The sequence below is a fragment of the Tenacibaculum discolor genome, from assembly GCF_003664185.1.
GTDB lineage: Bacteria > Bacteroidota > Bacteroidia > Flavobacteriales > Flavobacteriaceae > Polaribacter > Polaribacter discolor.
This window is the reverse complement of the sequence record NZ_RCCS01000007.1, coordinates 364,433-385,903: the sequence shown is the minus strand read 5'-3', so window position 1 is coordinate 385,903 and position 21,471 is coordinate 364,433. Positions and strand designations below refer to the sequence as shown.

General features: G+C 34.9%; 18 protein-coding genes. 10 read left to right on the top strand and 8 right to left on the bottom strand.

Features of this window, described 5'->3' with window-relative positions; all coding sequences use genetic code 11:
* Positions 1–3 precede the first annotated feature (3 nt).
* Positions 4–408 carry a response regulator gene (locus C8N27_RS10320; RefSeq protein ID WP_099216162.1) on the bottom strand — a complete coding sequence of 135 codons (405 nt, stop codon included), beginning with the start codon at positions 406–408 and terminating at the stop codon, positions 4–6.
* Between the two features lie 161 nt (positions 409–569).
* Between C8N27_RS10320 and C8N27_RS10315 the strand changes: the two genes are divergently transcribed.
* Positions 570–935, top strand: coding sequence for a YchJ family protein (locus C8N27_RS10315; RefSeq protein WP_121147284.1), 366 nt, complete (start codon positions 570–572; stop codon positions 933–935).
* Between the two features lie 142 nt (positions 936–1,077).
* On the opposite strand, the gene ilvA is transcribed toward C8N27_RS10315, so the two are convergent.
* The 6 genes from ilvA to C8N27_RS10285 form a co-directional block, all read right to left on the bottom strand.
* A complete protein-coding gene (gene ilvA / locus C8N27_RS10310) occupies positions 1,078–2,343 on the bottom strand; it encodes a threonine ammonia-lyase IlvA (protein WP_121147283.1) in 1,266 nt (421 codons plus the stop codon).
* 4 nt (positions 2,344–2,347) lie between these two features.
* Positions 2,348–3,850 (bottom strand): ketol-acid reductoisomerase, encoded by a 1,503-nt coding sequence (gene ilvC, locus C8N27_RS10305; RefSeq protein WP_121147282.1) that lies wholly within the window; start codon positions 3,848–3,850, stop codon positions 2,348–2,350.
* Between the two features lie 19 nt (positions 3,851–3,869).
* Positions 3,870–4,397, bottom strand: a complete 528-nt coding sequence (ilvN, locus tag C8N27_RS10300; RefSeq protein ID WP_121147281.1) for an acetolactate synthase small subunit — start codon at positions 4,395–4,397, stop codon at positions 3,870–3,872.
* 6 nt (positions 4,398–4,403) lie between these two features.
* Entirely contained in the window at positions 4,404–6,137 is a 1,734-nt protein-coding gene (gene ilvB / locus C8N27_RS10295; RefSeq protein WP_121147280.1) for a biosynthetic-type acetolactate synthase large subunit, read from the bottom strand.
* 149 nt (positions 6,138–6,286) lie between these two features.
* Positions 6,287–7,963 carry a dihydroxy-acid dehydratase gene (ilvD, locus tag C8N27_RS10290; protein ID WP_121147279.1) on the bottom strand — a complete coding sequence of 559 codons (1,677 nt, stop codon included), beginning with the start codon at positions 7,961–7,963 and terminating at the stop codon, positions 6,287–6,289.
* A 1-nt stretch (position 7,964) separates the two neighbouring features.
* Positions 7,965–8,852, bottom strand: a complete 888-nt coding sequence (locus C8N27_RS10285) for a branched-chain amino acid transaminase (protein WP_121147278.1) — start codon at positions 8,850–8,852, stop codon at positions 7,965–7,967.
* 896 nt (positions 8,853–9,748) lie between these two features.
* Between C8N27_RS10285 and C8N27_RS10280 the strand changes: the two genes are divergently transcribed.
* From C8N27_RS10280 to argH, 9 genes are all read left to right on the top strand, one after another.
* Positions 9,749–10,360 carry a GNAT family N-acetyltransferase gene (locus tag C8N27_RS10280; protein WP_121147277.1) on the top strand — a complete coding sequence of 204 codons (612 nt, stop codon included), beginning with the start codon at positions 9,749–9,751 and terminating at the stop codon, positions 10,358–10,360.
* Positions 10,357–11,535 (top strand): argininosuccinate synthase, encoded by a 1,179-nt coding sequence (gene argG / locus C8N27_RS10275; protein WP_121147276.1) that lies wholly within the window; start codon positions 10,357–10,359, stop codon positions 11,533–11,535. The genes C8N27_RS10280 and argG overlap by 4 nt, the downstream gene beginning before the upstream one ends.
* A 165-nt stretch (positions 11,536–11,700) precedes the next feature.
* A complete protein-coding gene (gene argC, locus C8N27_RS10270) occupies positions 11,701–12,678 on the top strand; it encodes an N-acetyl-gamma-glutamyl-phosphate reductase (RefSeq protein ID WP_121147275.1) in 978 nt (325 codons plus the stop codon).
* A gap of 86 nt (positions 12,679–12,764) precedes the next feature.
* Positions 12,765–13,562, top strand: coding sequence for a pyrroline-5-carboxylate reductase (gene proC, locus C8N27_RS10265; RefSeq protein WP_121147274.1), 798 nt, complete (start codon positions 12,765–12,767; stop codon positions 13,560–13,562).
* Positions 13,562–14,689, top strand: coding sequence for an aspartate aminotransferase family protein (locus tag C8N27_RS10260; RefSeq protein ID WP_121147273.1), 1,128 nt, complete (start codon positions 13,562–13,564; stop codon positions 14,687–14,689). Before proC ends, C8N27_RS10260 begins: the two co-directional genes overlap by 1 nt.
* On the top strand, positions 14,686–15,624 hold the full coding sequence (locus tag C8N27_RS10255; RefSeq protein WP_121147272.1) for a Rossmann-fold NAD(P)-binding domain-containing protein: 939 nt from the start codon (positions 14,686–14,688) through the stop codon (positions 15,622–15,624). Before C8N27_RS10260 ends, C8N27_RS10255 begins: the two co-directional genes overlap by 4 nt.
* Before the next feature lie 318 nt (positions 15,625–15,942).
* The gene (gene argB / locus C8N27_RS10250; protein WP_121147335.1) at positions 15,943–16,722 is read left to right on the top strand and encodes an acetylglutamate kinase; all 780 of its coding nucleotides are present in this window, start codon (positions 15,943–15,945) and stop codon (positions 16,720–16,722) included.
* On the top strand, positions 16,719–17,777 hold the full coding sequence (locus C8N27_RS10245) for a M20 family metallo-hydrolase (RefSeq protein ID WP_121147271.1): 1,059 nt from the start codon (positions 16,719–16,721) through the stop codon (positions 17,775–17,777). The genes argB and C8N27_RS10245 overlap by 4 nt, the downstream gene beginning before the upstream one ends.
* Positions 17,778–18,070: 293 nt before the next feature.
* On the top strand, positions 18,071–19,342 hold the full coding sequence (gene argH, locus C8N27_RS10240) for an argininosuccinate lyase (protein ID WP_121147270.1): 1,272 nt from the start codon (positions 18,071–18,073) through the stop codon (positions 19,340–19,342).
* Positions 19,343–19,720: 378 nt separating this feature from the next.
* Here the strand turns inward: argH and C8N27_RS10235 are convergent, their stop codons facing one another.
* Complete coding sequence (locus C8N27_RS10235) at positions 19,721–21,394, bottom strand: hypothetical protein (protein ID WP_121147269.1); 1,674 nt, start codon at positions 21,392–21,394, stop codon at positions 19,721–19,723.
* Between the last annotated feature and the right edge of the window lie 77 nt (positions 21,395–21,471).

Sequence of the window (21,471 nt, the reverse complement as noted above, 5' to 3'; positions counted from 1 at the left end):
ATTTTATTTTTTAAATTCATTAAGGCTCCAATACTCTATTATTGTTCCTATTTTTTTTTCATAATCTTGATACTTTAAAGGCTTTAAAACATACCCTGCTATTCCCAATCTATAACATTCTGTAATGTCTTTATCATTATCTGATGTTGTTAGTACTATGGTGGGAATATGTTTTAACTTTTCATCGTTTTTTAGAATGGATAAAAACTCAATCCCGTTAGTATCAGGCATATTCAAATCTAATAAAATTATATTTGGTAAATCTTTTTCCAATAAAGATAAGGCTTCTTTTCCATTATTAGCTTGTGTGATTATATGATTTTCTAAAACAGGAGTAATAGCTCTATTAAACTTAAGCACCTCTATCTTATCATCTTCTATTAAAAGTATTTTTATTTTTTTATTCAAAACCTTAGATTAAAAACTAACTTGATAAAAATAAATCAAATCTAAAGTTATAATTTTTTTCTTTGATAAAGAACTATTTATCTATAGATGAAATGCGCTTTACTATAGACGAATTGATTTTTTACTTTTTTCACCTACTTTTGAAACAAATATTTTAAGCTATGCAATGTCCTTGCAACTCAAATAAAAAATACAGTGATTGCTGCCAAAAAGCACATCAAAACATTCATTCAGTTACCTCAGCTGAAGCTTTAATGCGTTCAAGATACAGTGCTTTTGTACTAGCTAACATTGACTACCTACAAAAAAGTCACCATAGTAGCACCAGACCTTCTAAAAGAGAAAAGAAAGAAATTTTAGCATGGACAAAATCTGTTAACTGGATAAAACTAGAGGTGCTACACACAACAGAAACTACAGTTGAATTCAAGGCTTTCTTTATGGAGAATGGCAATATCGATGTGATTCACGAAAACTCTCTTTTTTGTAAAGAGAATGACCATTGGGTATATCTTGGTCAAAAATAAGACTGTCTAATAAACATTGTTTCTACTGTCATTACGAGAAATTTTAATTTCGAAGTAATCTGTTAATCCTATTTTGGATTTTACATAAGATTGCTTTATTTCATTTGAAATGACGCTGTTTTTTAGACAGTCCTAATAAAAATTACACTAAGAACTCAAATAAATTCGGTTTATCGTTTAGGTATTCACCATAAAAACTGCGCTCTTTCATTCTACGAATTAATGGTTGCAAATCTTCTTTTTTCTCTAACTCAATTCCTACCACAGCTGGTCCGTTTTCTCTGTTCGTCTTTTTAGAGTATTCAAAAAAAGTTATGTCATCATTTTCTCCTAACACCTCAGCTACAAACTCTTTTAAAGCTCCAGCACGTTGTGGAAAACGAACAATAAAATAATGCTTCAATTTACCGTACAACAATGCGCGTTCTTTTATTTCGGCAGTACGAGTGATATCATTATTACTTCCACTAATAACACATACTACATTTTTATCTTTTAATTCGTCTTGGTAAAAATCAAGTGCACTTATGGTCAAAGCTCCTGCAGGTTCTACTACAATGGCTTCTTTATTATACATTTCTAATATCGTTTGACACACTTTTCCTTCAGGAACGGTAATCATATCTGACAAATTTTCTCGACAAATTCTGTAGGTTAACTCCCCTACTTGCTGAACTGCTGCACCATCTACAAACTTATCAATGCTATCAAGCTTAATATTGTTATTTTCCTCTAACGATTTTTTCATCGAAGGTGCTCCAGCAGGCTCTACTCCTATAATCTTCGTTTTTGGAGACAATAATTTAAAAACACTTGACAAACCAGAAGCCAATCCACCACCTCCAACAGGTACAAAAACATAGTCGATAGGTTGTTGTGATTGCTCTAAAATTTCTAAGCCAACGGTTGCTTGTCCTTCTATAATTTTTTCATCATCAAATGGATGTACAAAAGTCTTTTGTAAACTATCGCATAAAAGTTTTGCTGCCTTGTAAGCATCATCAAATGTATCTCCTATTAACTGAATATCTACAAAATCGCCACCAAACATTTTTACTTGTTCTACCTTTTGTTTTGGTGTAGGTGCTGGCATGTATATAGTACCATAGATTTCTTTTTTTCTACACGCTAAGGCAACTCCTTGTGCATGATTACCTGCGCTAGCACATACGATTCCGTTTGCTAATTCATCTTCTGTTAAGGAACTAATTTTATTATAGGCTCCTCTTATTTTATATGAACGGACTTGCTGTAAATCTTCTCTCTTCAAAAAGATATTTGCATTGAATTGTTGCGATAAGTTAAAGTTTTCTTGCAGCGGGGTAACTGCTACGACTTCTTGTAAAGTCGCAGCAGCTTGTTGTATTGCTTCTAATTTTGGAAAATAAGTTTCTTTTTGAACTTCCATAGTGTTATGCTAAAACAGGTTCTTCTTGATTGACGCTTGTTTTGATTACTTTCATTGCAGTCATTGCCTCACGCAACTCTGCTCCTACTTCTTCAATAGGATGATTTCGAATTGCTTTATTCACTTTAATTAATTCAAGATTATCTACTTCATTGGAAGTGCTGTACTCTTTTCCAATAACATCAGTACTTACTTGTTTCATAAAATCAGTCAACAACGGTTTCGCTGCATGATCAAATAAATAACATCCGTATTCAGCAGTATCAGAAATAATTCTGTTCATTTCAAATAATTTCTTACGAGCAACAGTGTTTGCTATTAGTGGTAACTCATGTAGTGATTCGTAATAAGCCGATGCAGAAATGATTCCTGATTTCACCATGGTTTCAAAGGCTAATTCTACTCCTGCTTTTACAAAAGCTACTAACAAAGTTCCTTTATCAAAATACTCTTGATCTAAAATTTCTTCGGAAGTTGCCGCTGTTTTTTCAAACTGAGTTTCTCCTGTCGCTGCTCGCCATGTTAGTAAATTTACATCGTCATTCGCCCAATCTTCCATCATCGTTTTTGAAAAATGACCAGACATAATATCATCCATGTGTTTATTAAACAAAGGCTCTAGTACCTCTTTTAATTCTTCGGAAAGTTGGTAGGCTTTAATTTTTGCAGGATTCGATAAACGATCCATCATATTGGTAATTCCTCCATGTTTTAAAGCCTCGGTAATAGTTTCCCATCCGTATTGAATTAATTTAGAAGCATATGCTGGTGCTACTCCTTCTTCAACCATTTTATTGAATGATAAGATAGACCCTGTTTGTAACACCCCACATAAAATGGTTTGCTCTCCCATTAAGTCTGATTTTACCTCAGCAACAAACGATGATTCTAACACACCTGCTTTATTACCACCTGTAGCAAATGCATAGGCTTTTGCTTGTGCTAAACCTTTATTTTCAGGATCATTTTCAGGATGTACAGCGATTAACGTTGGTACTCCAAATCCGCGTTTGTATTCTTCTCTTACTTCTGTTCCAGGACACTTAGGGGCTACCATAATTACTGTTAAATCCTTACGTACTTGCATACCTTCTTCAACAATATTAAATCCGTGAGAGTATGATAAAGTCGCCCCAGATTTCATTAATGGCATTACTGCATTTACTACCTGCGTATGTTGTTTGTCTGGTGTTAAGTTACACACCAAATCAGCAGTTGGAATCAACTCTTCGTAAGTTCCTACAGTAAAACCGTGTTCAGTTGCGTTTTTATACGATTGACGTTGTTCTTTAATTGCTGCTTCTCGTAATGCGTATGAAATATCTAAACCAGAATCGCGCATATTTAATCCTTGATTCAATCCTTGTGCTCCACATCCTACAATTACCACTTTTTTACCTTCTAATGCTGCTGTTCCGTCTGAAAACTCATCAGCTTTCATAAATCTACATTTTCCTAATTGTTCTAATTGTTCTCTTAATGATAATTGGTTGAAATAATTTTTCATTTTTATTTGTGTTGTTTGTTTATGCTGTTATTAATTGTAATAGTTTTGATACTGGCATTTCTTCTTTCGTAATAGCTATTCTTCCTGAACGAACAAATTGCTTAATACCATGTTTGTCTAAAATGTGATAGAGTTCTTCTACCTCTTCTTTACTTCCTGATTTTTCAAGGACAAAAAAGTTTTTGTTCACATTAATGACTCTTGATTTACTTTGATTGATAATTGTTTGGATATCGTCGTTATCGGTCAATAAGTCTGTACTTAGTTTAAACAAACACGATTCTTGATACACCGTTTCTTCATCAGTATGGTAAAAAGCTTTAATTACTTCCACTTGCTTTTCTATCTGCCCGATAATTTTTTTCATTTGTTCTTCAGTAATCTTTACTAAAAGTGTAATTCTAGAAACACTTTTTATTTCTGATGAAGAACTATTAATACTTTCTATATTAATATGTCTTCGTTGAAATATTGCTGATATTCTATTCAATAATCCAATATTATTTTCTGTGTATATTGAGATTGTATAGGTGTTTTTTGTATTCATATTTTCTTATTTTAATCGAACTTCTGATACTGACGCCCCTGTTGGAATCATAGGAAATACATTATCTTCTTTTTCTACACAAACCTCTAAGAAGTAAGCTTCTTTAGATTGTATCATTTCTTGAACAGCAGTTGCCAAATCTTCTCTTTTAGTTACTCTATTCGCTGCCATATGGTACCCTTTAGCTATCGCAACAAAATCAGGGTTGGTCATTACAGTTGAAGCATATCGTTTATCAAAAAATAACTGTTGCCATTGACGTACCATGCCTAAAAACTCATTGTTTAGCACCACAATTTTAACTGCTGCTTTGGTTTGTAAAATAGTTCCTAGCTCTTGTATGGTCATTTGATAACCACCATCACCTATTACTGCTACTACTTCACGCTCTGGCATTCCCATTTTAGCACCAATAGCTGCAGGTAAAGCAAATCCCATGGTTCCTAATCCGCCTGAAGTAATATTACTTTTAGTTTGGTTAAATTCTGCATAGCGACTCGCTATCATTTGATGTTGCCCTACATCGGTAACTACGATAGCCTTCCCTTTTGATGCTTCATTAATTTGCTTGATAACCTCTCCCATTGTTAAACCATCTTTGGTTGGAAACAGGTCGTTTTTTATGACATTATCAAATTCTACCGCATCTAAATTTCTAAACTCTTGCAACCACTCTTTGTGTGAATTTTCTTCTAAAAGAGGAAGCGCTGCTGCTAAAGTTTGTTTTACATTTCCTAAAACAGCTACATCAGTTTTTACATTTTTATCAACTTCCGCAGGGTCTATTTCAAAGTGAATAACTTTTGCTTGCTTCGCATAACGGTTTAAATCACCTGTAACACGATCATCAAAACGCATTCCTATGGCAATTAACACATCACACTCATTGGTAAGTTTATTCGGACTATAATTACCATGCATTCCTACCATACCAACGTGTAACGGGTGCTTAGTTGGTAAAGCAGATAAGCCTAACAAAGTACTTGCTGATGGAATTCCTGCTTTTTCTATAAACGCTTTAAATTCTTCTTCTGCTTCACCTAAAATCACACCTTGCCCCCAAACTACAAACGGTTTTTCTGCATTATTAATTAACTCAACCGCTGCTTCAACACTTAGAATATCCATATTTGGAACAGGTTGATAACTTCGCACTGAAGTGCATTTTTTATATTCAAAATCAAACTCTTCAAACTGTGCATTTTTAGTGATATCAACCAACACCGGTCCTGGTCGTCCTGAGCGAGCAATGTAAAATGCTTTCGCCATTACTTCAGGAATTTCACTAGCTTTCGTTATCTGATAATTCCATTTGGTAACAGGAGTAGAAATACCTACAATATCCGTTTCTTGAAACGCGTCAGATCCTAATAAGTGTGCTCCTACTTGCCCTGTAATACATACCATTGGAGTAGAATCAATTTGTGCATCGGCAATACCTGTAATTAAATTCGTTGCTCCTGGACCCGAAGTTGCCATGGCTACACCAACTTTACCTGTAGCTCTTGCATATCCTTGTGCTGCATGTGTGGCTCCTTGCTCGTGACGTGTTAATACATGATGCAATTTATCTTGATATTTATACAACTCATCATAAACTGGCATAATAGCACCACCAGGATATCCGTATAACAAGTCGACTCCTTCAGCTAATAAACATTTGATTACAGCTTCTGCACCTGTAATGGTTACTTTTTGTGTTGTTTCTTGTTCTGTTTGTTGTTTCGTTTTTGTTTCCATAAACTCAGCTTTATGCTTTTAGCTTTTAGCTATATGCTTAGTTATTTTATTGATTTTTTAAGACTACTAGGTCTAGTATTGAATCTTAATTCTCATGTCTTTTTCTAAAAATCAAACTTTTAGGCAAGACTCTGGCTATCGCCCTGCGATTAAAATTCGTCTGTTACACATCCGTTGGACGCTGATGCTACTGTTCTTGCATATTTATATAGTACTCCTCTTTTTACTTTTAAAGGAGGAGCTGTCCACTCTTGTTTTCTCTTTGCTAATTCTTCTTCAGAAACAGCTAAGTTTATTGTATTGGTTTCTGCATTGATGGTTATGGTATCTCCATCTTTTACCAAAGCAATTACACCACCTTCTTGTGCTTCTGGTGTAATATGCCCTACTACAAATCCGTGAGTTCCTCCTGAAAAACGACCATCAGTAATTAGAGCAACCTCTTTACCTAACCCTGCTCCCATAATAGCAGCAGTTGGTTTTAGCATTTCTGGCATTCCAGGACCTCCTTTTGGGCCTTCGTAACGGATTACTACAACATCACCTTTTGCTACTTTTCCGTCTCGTATTCCGTCATTAGCTTCATATTCTCCTTCAAATACTTTTGCTTTTCCAGAAAAATACAATCCTTCTTTTCCTGTTATTTTTGCTACAGAACCTTCTTTAGCTAAATTTCCGTAGAGCATTCGTAAATGTCCAGTAGCTTTGATAGGCTGTTCTGTAGGTTTAATTACATCTTGTCCGTCTGTTAAACTCGGAACTGCAGTTAAATTTTCGGCTAATGTTTTACCTGTTACTGTTAAGCACTCTCCATGCAACAAACCTTTTTCTAGTAGATATTTTAAAACTGCAGGTGTTCCACCTACTCTGTGTACGTCTTCCATTAGATATTTCCCACTAGGTTTTAAATCGGCTAAAAATGGAGTTTCATCAGAAATACGTTGAAAATCTTCTAAGGTAAACTTCACTCCTGCAGCTCTTGCTATCGCTAAAAAGTGTAATACCGCATTAGTAGAACCTCCCATAACTGTTACCAATCGTACCGCATTTTCTAAAGATTTTTTAGTAACAATGTCTGATGGTTTGATATCTTTTTCAAGTAATACACGTAGTGCTTCACCTGCTTTTACACATTCTTGCTCTTTGTTATCACTAATTGCAGGATTGGATGAATTGTATGGTAAACTCATTCCCAACGCTTCAATCGCTGATGCCATGGTATTTGCAGTGTACATTCCTCCGCAAGCACCTGCTCCTGGGCATGCTTTTTCAATTACACTTTGATATTCTTTTTTTGTAATCGTTCCTGCAACTTTCTCTCCCCATGCTTCAAAAGCTGATACTACATCTAATTTTTTTCCTTCATGACACCCTGAAGCAATTGTTCCTCCGTACACTAAAACAGAAGGGCGATTTAAACGCAACATTGCCATTAATGCTCCTGGCATGTTTTTATCACATCCTACTACGGTTACCAGTCCGTCATACGACATTGCTTGCACTACGGTTTCCATAGAGTCGGCAATTACATCACGAGATGGTAGTGAATAGCGCATCCCCGGAGTTCCCATAGAAATTCCATCAGAAACACCAATGGTATTAAATATCAATCCAACCAAATCAGCATTTTCGGTTCCTTCTTTTACCAATTTTGCCAAATCGTTTAGGTGCATATTACACGGATTTCCTTCATACCCTGTACTTGCTATTCCTACCAACGGTTTTTCTAAATCTGCTTTTGATAAGCCTATGGCATGCAACATTGCTTGTGCAGCAGGTTGTGTATCATCTTGTGTTACTTGTTTACTAAATTTGTTTAGTTCCATGTTAACTTGCTTTTCTTTTTTGACGTAAGCCCAATACTTCGTCTTTATATAATTTCATTAATTTGTGTCCGTGTGACTTTTCCCACGCTAGTGGAAATTGATAATCGTCTAACGATTGTAATCCTACTACTTCGGCTGCTGTTCCTGTAAAAAAACAAGCATCTGCCTGTTTTAATTCTTCTAACTTAAAGTGCTTTTCTTCAACAGGTATTCCTTCTTCCTTACACAAATCGATAACCGTAGCACGTGTAATTCCAGCCATGATATGACCTCTTGGTGGAGTGTATAACTTTCCATCTTTTTGCATAAAAACATTGGCTCCTGAGCACTCTGCTACATTACCGTTCATGTCTAATAATAGTGCTTCATCATACCCATTATTTTTTGCTTCGTTGGTTGATAATATTGAATTTGTGTAGTGTCCTGTTACTTTAGCCTCTACAAAACATGATTTCGGATTCGGGCGTTGGAATGAAGACGTTTTTACACGTAGTAATTTATCGCCCATGTATTTTCCCCATTCCCAACACTGGATAATTAGGTTTGTTTCTTTAGAAGTCAACAAACTCATATCGGCTCCAGTAGTGACTAACGGACGGATGTATGCATCTTTCAAACCATTACGCTCTAATAATTCATACGTAATTTGTGTGAGTTCTTCTTCTGAATAATCTAATTGAATATTCATTACTTCTGCGCCAAACTTTAGTCTTTTGTAATGCTCATAAGACTTAAAGACTCTAGCTCCCTCGGTTGTATTGTAAGCTCTAATTCCCTCGAAAACTCCGTTTCCGTAGTGTAAACTCTGGCTATACAAATTAGCGCTAGCATCTTTTGCTTTGATAAACTCTCCGTTGAAAAAAATTACTGTTTCCTCGTTATAGTACATTTTTAGTTGTTTTTACTGTTCAAAATTATTTTTCGCTTTTTACTTTACTTTCTTCTATTTTAAGGCTTCAATGATTCTCATTTACTCACAAAAACACTTAAAAAACTCAAAACCAAATATTTAACACCTATTCATTATGATATTCAGAAGCATAAAAAAAGCCTGTATCTTGAGTTAGATACAGGCTTTTTTATAGGTAATAACCATCTGTATCAACTCGGTGGAGAGCTAATAATGACAATAATAATTACCACGATGTTAAAAAATTGATTCATGCTTTTTGCAACAAAAAAGGCTTCCTAAATTTAGGAAGCCTTCTTATAATTTATATGTTAAACTATTAAATACCGCTTCCTTATCCTTGTGAAATAATCACAATGACAATAATAGAAATGATATTTAAAATTTGTTTTTTCATCTGTTGCCACAAATATTTGAAATTATTTTTTAGTTATCCTAATATTTTTTTAACTTTTTTATTCCCCTTCTAGAAAAAACACTCACTAACCCTCTGTATTACTTACACTTATAAAACTTTTTATTTTTTATATAGCATTAATCAAAATTTATTTTATAGATTTGCGCCATTATGCAAACAAATAAAATATACAACAATATACCCAGTTTCTTAGTGCGGTTTTTCAACCGACGCTAGTCTTTCCTTGCACAAAACTGAGTATTGTATAATTTTATTTTTATCCTTTTGATTTCTATAATCTACATTTTTATATCGTTACTAACTCTTGTTATTGTTTTCAATAACGCAGTTGTTGTACGACCTATTTTTATCCGACGTCGCCCGTAAGGGTGCTACTTCTTTTGGGAACCTAGGTGCGTCCGGTTCTTCTTTTCAAACCACCGATTTATAACAAAATGTTTATCTAAAATCAATTTCAATGAGAATTGTTATTGCTGATCAATCGCATAGTAAGTATGCTGAAATTATTTGTCAAACTATTGACGAAGCTGCTCTGGTTAGAGGCACAGGAATTGCTAAAAGAAAACCAGAATATATTATTACAAAACTAGAAAATGGTAACGCAGTTATTGCTTTAGATGACGATAAGTTTGCTGGCTTTTGCTATATCGAAGCTTGGAGTCATGGCAAATTTGTAGCTAATTCAGGATTAATTGTTCATCCAGATTACAGAGGTATTGGTTTAGCCAAGCAAATAAAAAAAGTAGTTTTTGAACATTCCAGAGCAAAATTCCCTAACGCTAAAATATTTAGTATCACTACAGGCTTAGCAGTTATGAAGCTCAATAGCGAATTGGGTTATAAGCCTGTTACCTTTTCTGAACTTACAGAAGATCAATCTTTTTGGAATGGTTGTCAAACCTGCAAAAACTACGATGTCTTACAACGTACACAACAAAAAATGTGCTTGTGTACTGGTATGTTATACGATCCTAACAAAAAATCTCAAAACATAAAAGTAAAGGAGAAAGTCTTTCAAAGACTTAAAAGAATTAAGGAGAGCATCTTCCTAAAAAAAGACAAAAAATGAAAAAATTAGTAATTGCATACAGTGGAGGTTTAGATACTTCATACTGCGCGGTAAGCTTATCAAAACAAGGATACGAAGTTCATGCTGTTAGTGTGAATACTGGTGGATTTTCTTCCGAAGAAATTAAAAAAATTGAAGAAAATGCCTATACAATGGGAGTAGCTACCTATAAAAACATTAATGCTGTTAATGATTTTTACAAGAAGGTAGTAAAGTATTTAATCTTTGGAAATGTATTAAAAAATAATACCTATCCCCTTTCTGTAAGTGCTGAAAGAATTGTACAAGCTATTGAAATTGTAAACTATGCCAAAAGTATAGGTGCTGACTGTATCGCTCATGGTAGTACAGGTGCAGGAAACGATCAGGTAAGATTTGATATGATTTTTCAAACGATAGCTCCAGAAATTGAAATCATCACACCTATTAGAGATTTACAACTTTCAAGACAGGAAGAAATTGAATATTTAAAGAATAATGGAATCGATCTTTCGTGGGAAAAGGCTAAATACTCTGTAAATAAAGGGTTGTGGGGAACTAGTGTTGGTGGTGAGGAAACTTTAACTTCTGAACTACCATTACCTGAATATGCCTACCCTTCACAAATAACCAAAACAACACCAGAACAGGTAAAACTTTCTTTTGTTAAAGGCGAACTCGTTGCTATTAATGACGACAAAAAGCCCCCTGTACAAAATATAGAGGAGCTAAATATTATAGCCTCAAAATTCGGGATTGGAAGAGATATTCATGTGGGTGACACCATTGTAGGAATTAAAGGAAGAGTTGGCTTTGAAGCTGCTGCTGCGTTAATTACTATCAAAGCGCATCATTTGTTAGAGAAACACACCTTAACCAAATGGCAATTACAACACAAAGAGTATTTGGCTAATTTTTACGGAATGCACTTGCATGAAGGTCAATATTTAGACCCTGTGATGAGAGACATGGAAGCTTTTTTAGAAAGCAGTCAATCAAAAGTTACGGGTGATGTTTTTGTTACACTAAAACCTTATCACTTTACATTAGACGGAATTGCTTCTCCACACGATTTAATGAATGCCAAATTTGGTAGCTATGGAGAGCTTAACAAAGGTTGGACCGCTGAAGATGCTAAAGGTTTTATTAAAATCTTAGGAAACCAAAATAAGATATATCAACAAGTGAATCAATAGACAGTAAACAGTTATCGATAAACAATGAGCAGATTGCCACGCTTGAGCCTGTCTTGAGCGACAGTCGAAAGGCTCACAATGACAAAACTGTCATCATGAGGAGTGATAACGACGTGATGATCTTATAAATGGAAACTGATTCTACTATTTAAAACAACAAACAATATGATACAAGTAGGAATTATAGGTGGTGCAGGATATACAGCTGGTGAGTTAGTAAGACTATTGTTACAACATCCAAAAGCTACTATCAATTTTGTGTATAGCACTTCCAATGCTGGTAATAAAATAGCGAACATACATCAGGATTTAGTGGGTAGCACTGAGCTAACATTTACAAATACAATCAATGAGAACATAGATGTACTATTCTTATGCTTAGGACATGGAAATTCTAAAAAGTTTTTAGAAGCTCATACCTTTTCAGACCACACAAAGATTATTGATTTAGGAAATGATTTCAGATTAAAAACTGATAACTCTTTTCAAAGAAAAGAGTTTGTATACGGTTTACCTGAACTTCAAAAAACAGCGATACAAGGTGCTTCTTACATAGCAAATCCGGGGTGTTTTGCTACCGCAATTCAATTAGGATTGCTTCCACTGGCAGATGCTAATTTGTTACAAGGTGATGTACACATCAATGCAGTTACTGGTGCAACGGGTGCGGGAACTTCATTATCAGCTACCACACATTTTACGTGGAGAGATAATAATTTTTCCTATTACAAACCTTTTACCCATCAGCATTTGGGAGAAATTAATCAGACGTTAGATACACTTCAATCTAGTTTTAATTCAGAAGTATTATTTCTTCCTAACAGAGGGGACTTTTCTAGAGGTATCTATGCTACGTTATACACACATTTTGAAGGGAGTTTAAAAGAGGCACAGCAACTGTATGCTGACTATTACAAGAATGCAGTTTTTACGCATGTTGCTGATAATGACCTGCATTTAAAACAAGTGGTAAACACAAATAAGTGTTTAATTCACTTACACAAACATGAAGATAAACTACTGATAACAAGTATTATTGACAACCTATTAAAAGGAGCTTCTGGACAAGCAGTTCAGAATATGAACCTAATGTTTAGTTTTAAAGAAGATACGGGTTTACAGTTAAAGGCAACTTATTTCTAACCCTCACAGAGGGATTAGGTAAACCAAGATGAATGTCTTAATACAAGAAATGAATAATACAAAATATATAATCTAAACTTTCTCAAATGAAAATAGCAATTATAGGAACAGGTAACTTAGGAAAATCAATCGCTAAAGGATTAATACAAAACAATTCGTTTTCTCAACTTTTCTTAACCAAGAGAAATATTGAAGAACTCAATGAACTTAAAGAGGTACCCAACGTTTTCATTAGTTCTAATAACAAGGAAGCAATCACAGCATCTGATGTATTAATTTTTGCTGTACAACCAACACATTTAGAAGCTCTTTTAAAAGAAACTGCTCCTCTGTTATCAGACAATCATAAAGTAATTTCTACAGTTGCTGGTTTTTCTATTGAAAAAATGGAAACGCTGATTGGTTCAGATACTACTATTATCAGAGCCATGCCTAATACTGCTATTGCCGTTGGAAAATCGATGACTTGTCTTAGTGGTAATACTCAAAAGAAGGAAGATTTAAAAATAGCTACAGCTATTTTCAATCAGCTAGGAACTTCTATGATTATTCCTGAAGATCAAATGCAAGCAGCCACCGTAATATGTGCTAGTGGAATTGCTTTTTGGATGCGCTTAATACGGGCAACTACACAAGCCGCTATTCAGTTAGGTTTCGATGCAAAAGAAGCACAAGAACTCGCTATGCATACCAGTGAAGGTGCTGCCAACCTACTCATAGCCACAGGAAATCATCCTGAAGAAGAAATCGATAAAGTTACCACTCCAAAAGGCTGTACCATTGAAGGTTTGAATGAAATGGAACACAAAGGCTTAAGTGCCGCTTTAATACAAGGGATGGTAGCCTCATTCAACAAGATTAACACCATAAAAAAAGAAAACTAATGAGTTTATTTAATGTATATCCTCTATTTGATATAACCCCAATAACCGCCAACGATGTATATGTGTACGACGATAAAGGCGCAGAATATTTAGATTTATATGGCGGACATGCCGTAATTTCTATCGGGCACTCACATCCTACCTATGTAAAAAACATCAGTGAGCAAGTAAGCAAACTAGGCTTTTATAGCAACGCGATTCAAAATCCGTTACAAGTTGAGTTAGCTTCACAACTAGAAAACATATCTAGCTGTAAAGATTATCAACTATTTTTATGCAATTCGGGAGCTGAAGCCAATGAAAATGCTTTAAAACTAGCGTCTTTTCATACTGGTAAACAAAAGGTAATCGCTTTTAAGAACTCGTTTCACGGGCGTACTTCTGCTGCAGTAGCAGCAACCGACAATCCTAAGATTGTAGCACCCATAAATGCGCAGCAAGAAGTTATCTTTTTAGAATTTGAAGATTTAGTAGGTGTTGAAAAAGCGTTACAAGGCAACGATGTTTGTGCTATTATTATAGAAACTATTCAAGGTATTGGCGGATTGGACGAAGCTTCAACTGCTTTTTACCAAGGATTAGAAAACCTATGTAAACAATACAACACCTTACTTATTGCTGATGAAATTCAGTGCGGATTTGGTAGAACGGGTGATTTCTTTGCTTTTCAAAAACACGGCATTACTCCGCATATCATTTCCATGGCAAAAGGAATGGGGAATGGATTCCCTATTGGGGGAATCTTAATCCATCCAAGTATTGAGGCATCTTACGGTTTACTTGGAACTACTTTTGGTGGAAATCACTTAGCCTGTGCTGCTTCCTTAGCTGTTCTTGAAACCATTAAAAAAGAGCAATTGATGGAAAATGCACAACAAATTGCTGCGTATTTTATGGAACAAGCAGCTTCTATTCCGCAGATAACAACTGTAAAAGGAAGAGGTTTAATGTTAGGATTAGAATTCAATTTCCCTATTGCTGAGCTAAGAAAGAACCTAATATTCAAACATCATATTTTCACAGGGAGCGCTAAGAACCCTAACTTATTAAGAATCCTTCCCCCATTAACCATTCAAAAGCAACATATCAATGTGTTTTTTGAAGCTTTAAAAAAGGAACTGTCATGAAAAAATACACCAGCCTAAACGACATTGAAAACCTTTCAGATACCATTCAAAAGGCAATTCAATTAAAAGAAAATCCCCATCAGTTTGCTGATTTAGGACAACATAAAACTTTAGTCATCCTTTTTTTCAATGCTAGTTTACGTACAAGGTTAAGTACCGAAAAAGCGGCTAAAAACTTAGGTATGGAGGTAAGCGTGTTAAACATTACCAATGCTTGGAATATGGAGTTTGAAGACGGTACTGTGATGAATTTAAGCACTTCAGAGCATATTAAAGAAGCTGCCATGGTAATTTCTCAGTATGCAGATATGATTGCAGTAAGAGCTTTTCCAACGTTGAAAGACAAAGAAAAAGACACTTCTGAAATTGTACTCAACAGTTTTATAAAATACGCTACGGTACCTGTTATCAATATGGAAAGCGCTACTGACCATCCGTTGCAAGCCTTGGCAGATGCGATTACTATTACGGAAACTAAAAAAGTTGACAAACCTAAAGTTGTGTTGTCTTGGGCTCCACACCCGAAAGCATTACCACATTCGGTTGCCAATGCTTTTGTTCACTTGATGCACAAAATGGATGTAGAATTTGTTATAACGCATCCAAAAGGATACGAGTTAGATTCTGAAATTACGAAAGAGTTTCCTATAGAATACAATCAAGAGAAAGCTTTTGAAAATGCCGACTTTATCTATGCTAAAAACTGGAGTTCTTTTAATGAGTATGGTAACATACTAAATGAAGACCCCAACTGGATGATTACCAAAGAAAAAATTGGAGATGCTAAGTTTATGCACTGTTTGCCTATTAGAAGAAATGTAGTAGCGGAAGACGCTGTTTTAGATAGTGATAATTCTCTTGTTATTGAACAAGCCAACAACAGAACTTTTGCAACTCAAATAGTATTAAAAGAGATTTTAACTCATTTAAGCTGAATTTAAATTTTGACTTGTCAGTTCGAGTGTCGACCTGAGGGAGATGTATCGAGAACTACTTGAAAACGTCTCGATACAATTTTTCTCCCTTTCAGTACTAAAAATCACTCGACGTGACATTTAATTAAAAGAGAATTAAAATATGAAAACTGTCTGTATAAAGAAATAACGAGTGAAAAAGCGGAAGTGCTAAGCGTAGCTTTAAGCATGAAGCTTTGAAAATGAGTGGTGCGTAGCAATTTCCTCTTTACAGACTTGATTTTTTGGTTCGTTTTTTATCAAGAAAAAATGAACAATAAATTAAACTTAAAACTAAAAATGAAAACCATAAAGATTGTTAAAATTGGCGGAAACATCATTAATGATGAGACAGCCCTACATAGCTTCTTAGCTGATTTCGCTCAGTTAAAAGGACCTAAAGTATTGATACACGGTGGTGGAAAATTAGCTTCTGAATTGGCTAAAGAATTGAATATTCCTGTAACTATGATTGATGGCAGGCGTGTAACCGATACGCAAACTTTAGATTTAATTACTATGGTATATGCAGGTAAAATCAACAAGCAAATTGTTGCGCAGTTACAAGCAAACAATACAAATGCTGTGGGATTTACAGGGGCTGACGGAAACACCATTGTATCAACCAAACGTCCTGCTGAACCTATAGATTACGGATTTGCAGGCGACGTTGTTATCGTGAATCCGCAAGTAGTAACGATATTAATTAATAATGAAGTAACTCCAGTATTTTGTGCAATTACGCACGATGCAAACGGACAATTACTCAATACCAATGCCGATACTATTGCTGCTGAATTGGCTATAGGATTATCTGCTGATTTTAATACAGAATTGTACTACTGTTTTGAAAAACCAGGAGTATTAAGTGATGTAGCTGATGATACTTCTGTTATTGAACAAATCACGTTAGAAACCTATACTCAACTAAAAACTGACGGAATCATTTTTGAAGGAATGCTTCCTAAGTTAGACAATTGCTTTCATGCCCTCAAAAACAATGTTCAAAAAGTACACATAGGCAATACAGCTATGGTATTTAACTCAAAAAACAAACACACCTCATTACAACTATCATGATACAGAGACTCACTACAAAAGCTATCAGCCTATTAAAAAACTTGATAGAAACACCTTCTTTTTCTTCGGAAGAAAATGCTACTGCCCTACTATTGGAAAACTGGTTTCAAGAATTTGATATTCCGTATACCAGAACACAGAACAATGTATGGTCGGTAAACAAACATTTTGATGATAGCAAACCTACGCTGTTACTAAACTCTCACCACGATACCGTAAAACCTAATAACGGCTATACCAAAGATCCTTTTAAAGCGATTGTGGAAGAAGGAAAACTCTATGGTTTGGGAAGTAACGATGCGGGAGGCTGTTTGGTATCATTACTAGCAACCTATACCTATTTCTATCAAAAAGAAAACTTAGCGTATAATTTGGTATTTGCAGGAACTGCCGAAGAAGAAAGCAGCGGTCCTAACGGTTTAAATGGATTACTAAAAACCTTACCTAACATTGATGTAGCGATTGTGGGAGAACCTACCTTAATGCAATTAGCTATTGCCGAAAAAGGCTTGGTTGTTTTTGATGCTGAGGTAAAAGGAACCCCAAGTCATGCCGCACATCCGAACCACGATAATGCTATTTATAACACCATTGATGTATTACAGTGGTTTAAAGAAGTGTCGTTTGAAAAAACCTCGGAAACCTTGGGTGAGGTTAAGTTAACAGTTACACAAATCAATGCGGGGAAACAACACAACGCTGTTCCTTCCGAAGTAAAATTAGTGGTAGATGTTCGCGTAAACGATAAATACACCAATCAAGAAGTTAGCGATTATTTACAGCAAAATGCACCTTGTAACATGCAACCAAGAAGTTTGAATTTGAATTCATCATCAATACCAAAAGAACATCCATTAGTACAAGCAGGTGTTGCTTTAGGAAGAAAAACCTATGGTTCTCCTACCCTATCTGACCAAGCAGTGTTGAGTTGTCCGTCATTAAAATTAGGACCTGGTGATAGTACTCGCTCACACACCGCTGATGAGTTTATTTACCTTCAAGAAATTGAGGAAGGGATTGAATTGTATATTCAATTATTAGAGAAAGTATTATAAGAAAGAAACGAGAAAAAAGAGAAAAGAAAAAAGACTTAATTATAGAAAGTCTTTATTCTAGTAGCGAAGCGGTCTATTCTCTTGGCTCTAAAAAACAATCGTCATTCCGAACGATAGAGAGAAACCGTAAGGTTCAGCGTAGCTAAATCTCATTAAAAAGAGTAACTCATAAGTTTGAGACCTCTCACATACGTTCGAGGTGACAAACAAACAATGAGAATTTTGTTAGTTATAGTGTTTAACACTCAATACTAACTTCTCAATACTCAGTACTAATTAAAAAATATAAAAACATGAAACTTTGGGACAAAGGATTATCCATAGATAAAAAAATAGAGCATTTTACTGTTGGAAACGATAGAGAAATAGACATACACATTGCACCGTACGACTTGAAAGCATCACTAGCACATGCAAAAATGCTGGCTTCCATCGGTATTATTACTTCGGAAGAATTAGCGCAAGTAACTAGTGGAATTGCTACACTACAACAGAAAGTGGCAGACGGTACTTTTGTAATTGATCCTCAGTTTGAAGATGTACATTCTAAAATTGAGTTCGAATTAACCAACATATATGGTGAAGTTGGTAAAAAGATACACACAGCACGTTCCAGAAACGATCAAGTTTTAGTGGCTTTGCAGTTGTATTATAAAGACAATTTACAGCTGATTTCTGATAAAACTAAAACACTTTTCAATACGTTATTACAGTTGGCAGAAGAACATAAAACCAAGTTATTACCTGGGTACACCCACTTACAAGTGGCAATGCCTTCTTCTTTCGGGTTATGGTTTTCTGCGTATGCTGAATTGCTAATTGACGATTTGTACATGGTAGATGCTGCACTAAAAACGGTAGATCAAAACCCGTTGGGTTCTGCGGCTGGTTATGGTAGTTCCTTCCCTATTGATAGAGAGTTTACCACTAAAGAACTTGGGTTTGAAACCTTAAAATACAATGTAGTGGCAGCACAAATGAGCAGAGGAAAAAGTGAGCGTACGCTTACCATGGCATTAGGAAGTGTAAGTAACACCTTAGCTCGTTTTTCCATGGATATTTGCCTGTATATGAGTCAGAATTTTGATTTTATTTCTTTTCCTGATGAATTAACCACAGGCAGCAGCATTATGCCGCATAAAAAGAATCCTGATGTGTTTGAACTCATTAGAGGTAAGTGCAATAAAATTCAAGCGTTGTATACCGAAACCTTATTAATCACTAACAATTTACCAAGTGGTTATCATAGAGATTATCAGTTATTAAAAGAAAATATCATCAATGCTTTTGAAGAGTTAAAAGATGTGCTAGATATTTTTGATTATGCTATTCAGCAAGTTATTGTGAAGGATATTAACCTACAGGATGAAAAGTATAAATACTTATTTACGGTAGATAACATGAATACTTTAGTAGAAAATGGAATGAGTTTTAGAGAGGCTTACCAAAAAATTGGTGGCGAAGTTGTCAACGGTACATATACTCCTGATACTTCTAAAAAACATACACATATAGGGAGTATTGATAATTTGTGTTTGGATAAAATACGTGAGAAGCTTGGTTAGTGGTAAATACTAAAAAAAGTCGTCATTCCGAACGATAGAGAGGAATCTGCTTAATTTAAGTCTAGAACATTCTTAACAGTACCTAACATACAATTATAAGATTTCTCCCGCTGGTCGAAATGACGCTTATAAATCTATATTCTAACAGCGAAGCGGTCTTGCTTCTTGGTTTTAAATCTTCTGTCATTCCGAACGATAGAGAGAAACCGTAAGGTTCAGCGTAACTAAATCTTATTAAAAGAAGTAACTCATAACCTTGAGACCTCTCCCACAGGTTCGAGGTGACACGATGAAATTAGAATTTTGTTAGATTTTAATAGAACTCATAAAACTGTTATATAAAAAGAGGTTATTCTTAACAAATAACCTCTTTTTACTTTATTTCTTTACTGTTCTTGACCCTATGGAGAACTTATATCCAAATTGAAATTGATAAAAAGCTTCATCGCTTTCGTTTCCTTTGTAGTTATAGGTTACTAATCTTGCAAAAATGGCTTGGTTTGGGTTTTTGTTAGGATGATAAAATACTTCTGCTTGGTTCTTTACTACAGGTACTTTAAAGTCTAAATCTATGGCGCTAGATCCGTTATAGCTTTTATAATCAAACCAATGAAGTCCTAATTTATAATTGAATCCGAAGTTGTTAAATCGTTTTGATGACAAGCTTATTCCTCCTCCATAACTCAATGCTTTTAGGTTTTCTACTCCTTGGTTGTCGTTTTGAACTCTTGTTAGGTTGTAATCTACCGTACCAAAGAAGTTCATTTTCATCGGGTAATTTTTTTGATATACTTCAAATAGGTTCACTTCTCCACCAACGGTTAAAAAACGTTTTTCTACCAAATCTAACGTATTTCCTATTACACCACCTGTTGCAGCAACCAATCCTTTATCTTCTTCAAACTTAGCGTAGTGTACATAAGGTGTAATCGACTTTAAAAACTCAAACTGCATTGAGGAACTAAAGATTTGTCTTGAAAAAGGAAATACATAAAACTTTGCACTTCCTTCTAACTGCACCAATCCGTTGTCAGACTCTCCAAAGAGTGCTAAAAAGTCGGTATAAGCACGTAATTCTACTATTTTATCTAAATAAGTGTCTTGTTTTATTTGGTAGGTTGCCGGTGCTGTTAGGTTGGTTTCGTTTCCGTCAATATCTTCTTTAGGCAGTTCCAACGTTAAGTCGTGTGGCACGTAGTTGTTTCCTATTTTATACTTATACATTAATACATCGCTTAAACGAATACGAAGGTTTTCAAACTCGGCTTCATCAACATTAGTTGTTGGTTGTTTTTGTGAGTAAAAAAGATAGTTTTTAGATGCCCAATATCCGTATCGTAAAAAGCTTACCCCTACGTAGTTTTCAAACAACAGCATGCTTCCTTTGTATTCTACCAATACTTGAATATCAGCTAAGCTACCATCGCGGATTTCAATATCTATCTTTTTAAACTTATACTTTAGGGTATCTTGACGCTTATGCTCATTGTTATAAAAACAAAACTCTTGCCCTTCTTTAGGTATGGTAATGTCTCCAAAGTAAGCTTCTTGGTTTACTTGTTTTAATACCTGATTGAACACTTTTTTCTCTCTAGACGTTCTCTCGACTCCGTTAACATCTTCACTAATAATTACATCTTCGTTAAAATAGCTATAGGTTACAGGTTCTTCTACCGTTTCTTCTTGCGCTGTATCTCTTGCTATGGTTTCTTGTGTTGGTGGTTCTTTATGAGGAAACCAACTAGCTATTGAATCAGCATGAATATTGGTACACACGTTTTTATAGCTAGTAAATTTAGCGTACGTAAGGTTTAGTGAATCTATATACGTTTTTCTGTCATTAATTAATAGGCTGAGCTTGTCTAAGCTTTCTTGGGTTATCGACTTTTTAGTTTCGTCTATTTCTTGCTTCTTTTTTTCTAATGTTTTGTTGTAGTTTTCATAGGTACTACTCAACTTTTTTATTTCGGATTCACAGTTAATAGTTTGTGTTTGTCCGTTAATGCATAGCACATAAAAAAAGAGTGCTAAGCAAGTGCTTAGGGTTTTCATAATATTTATAAAGTTTAGTTTGTTGGTTGTTGTTATATGCAACTATACTTGTTTTTATGTTGGTAGTACAACATGTA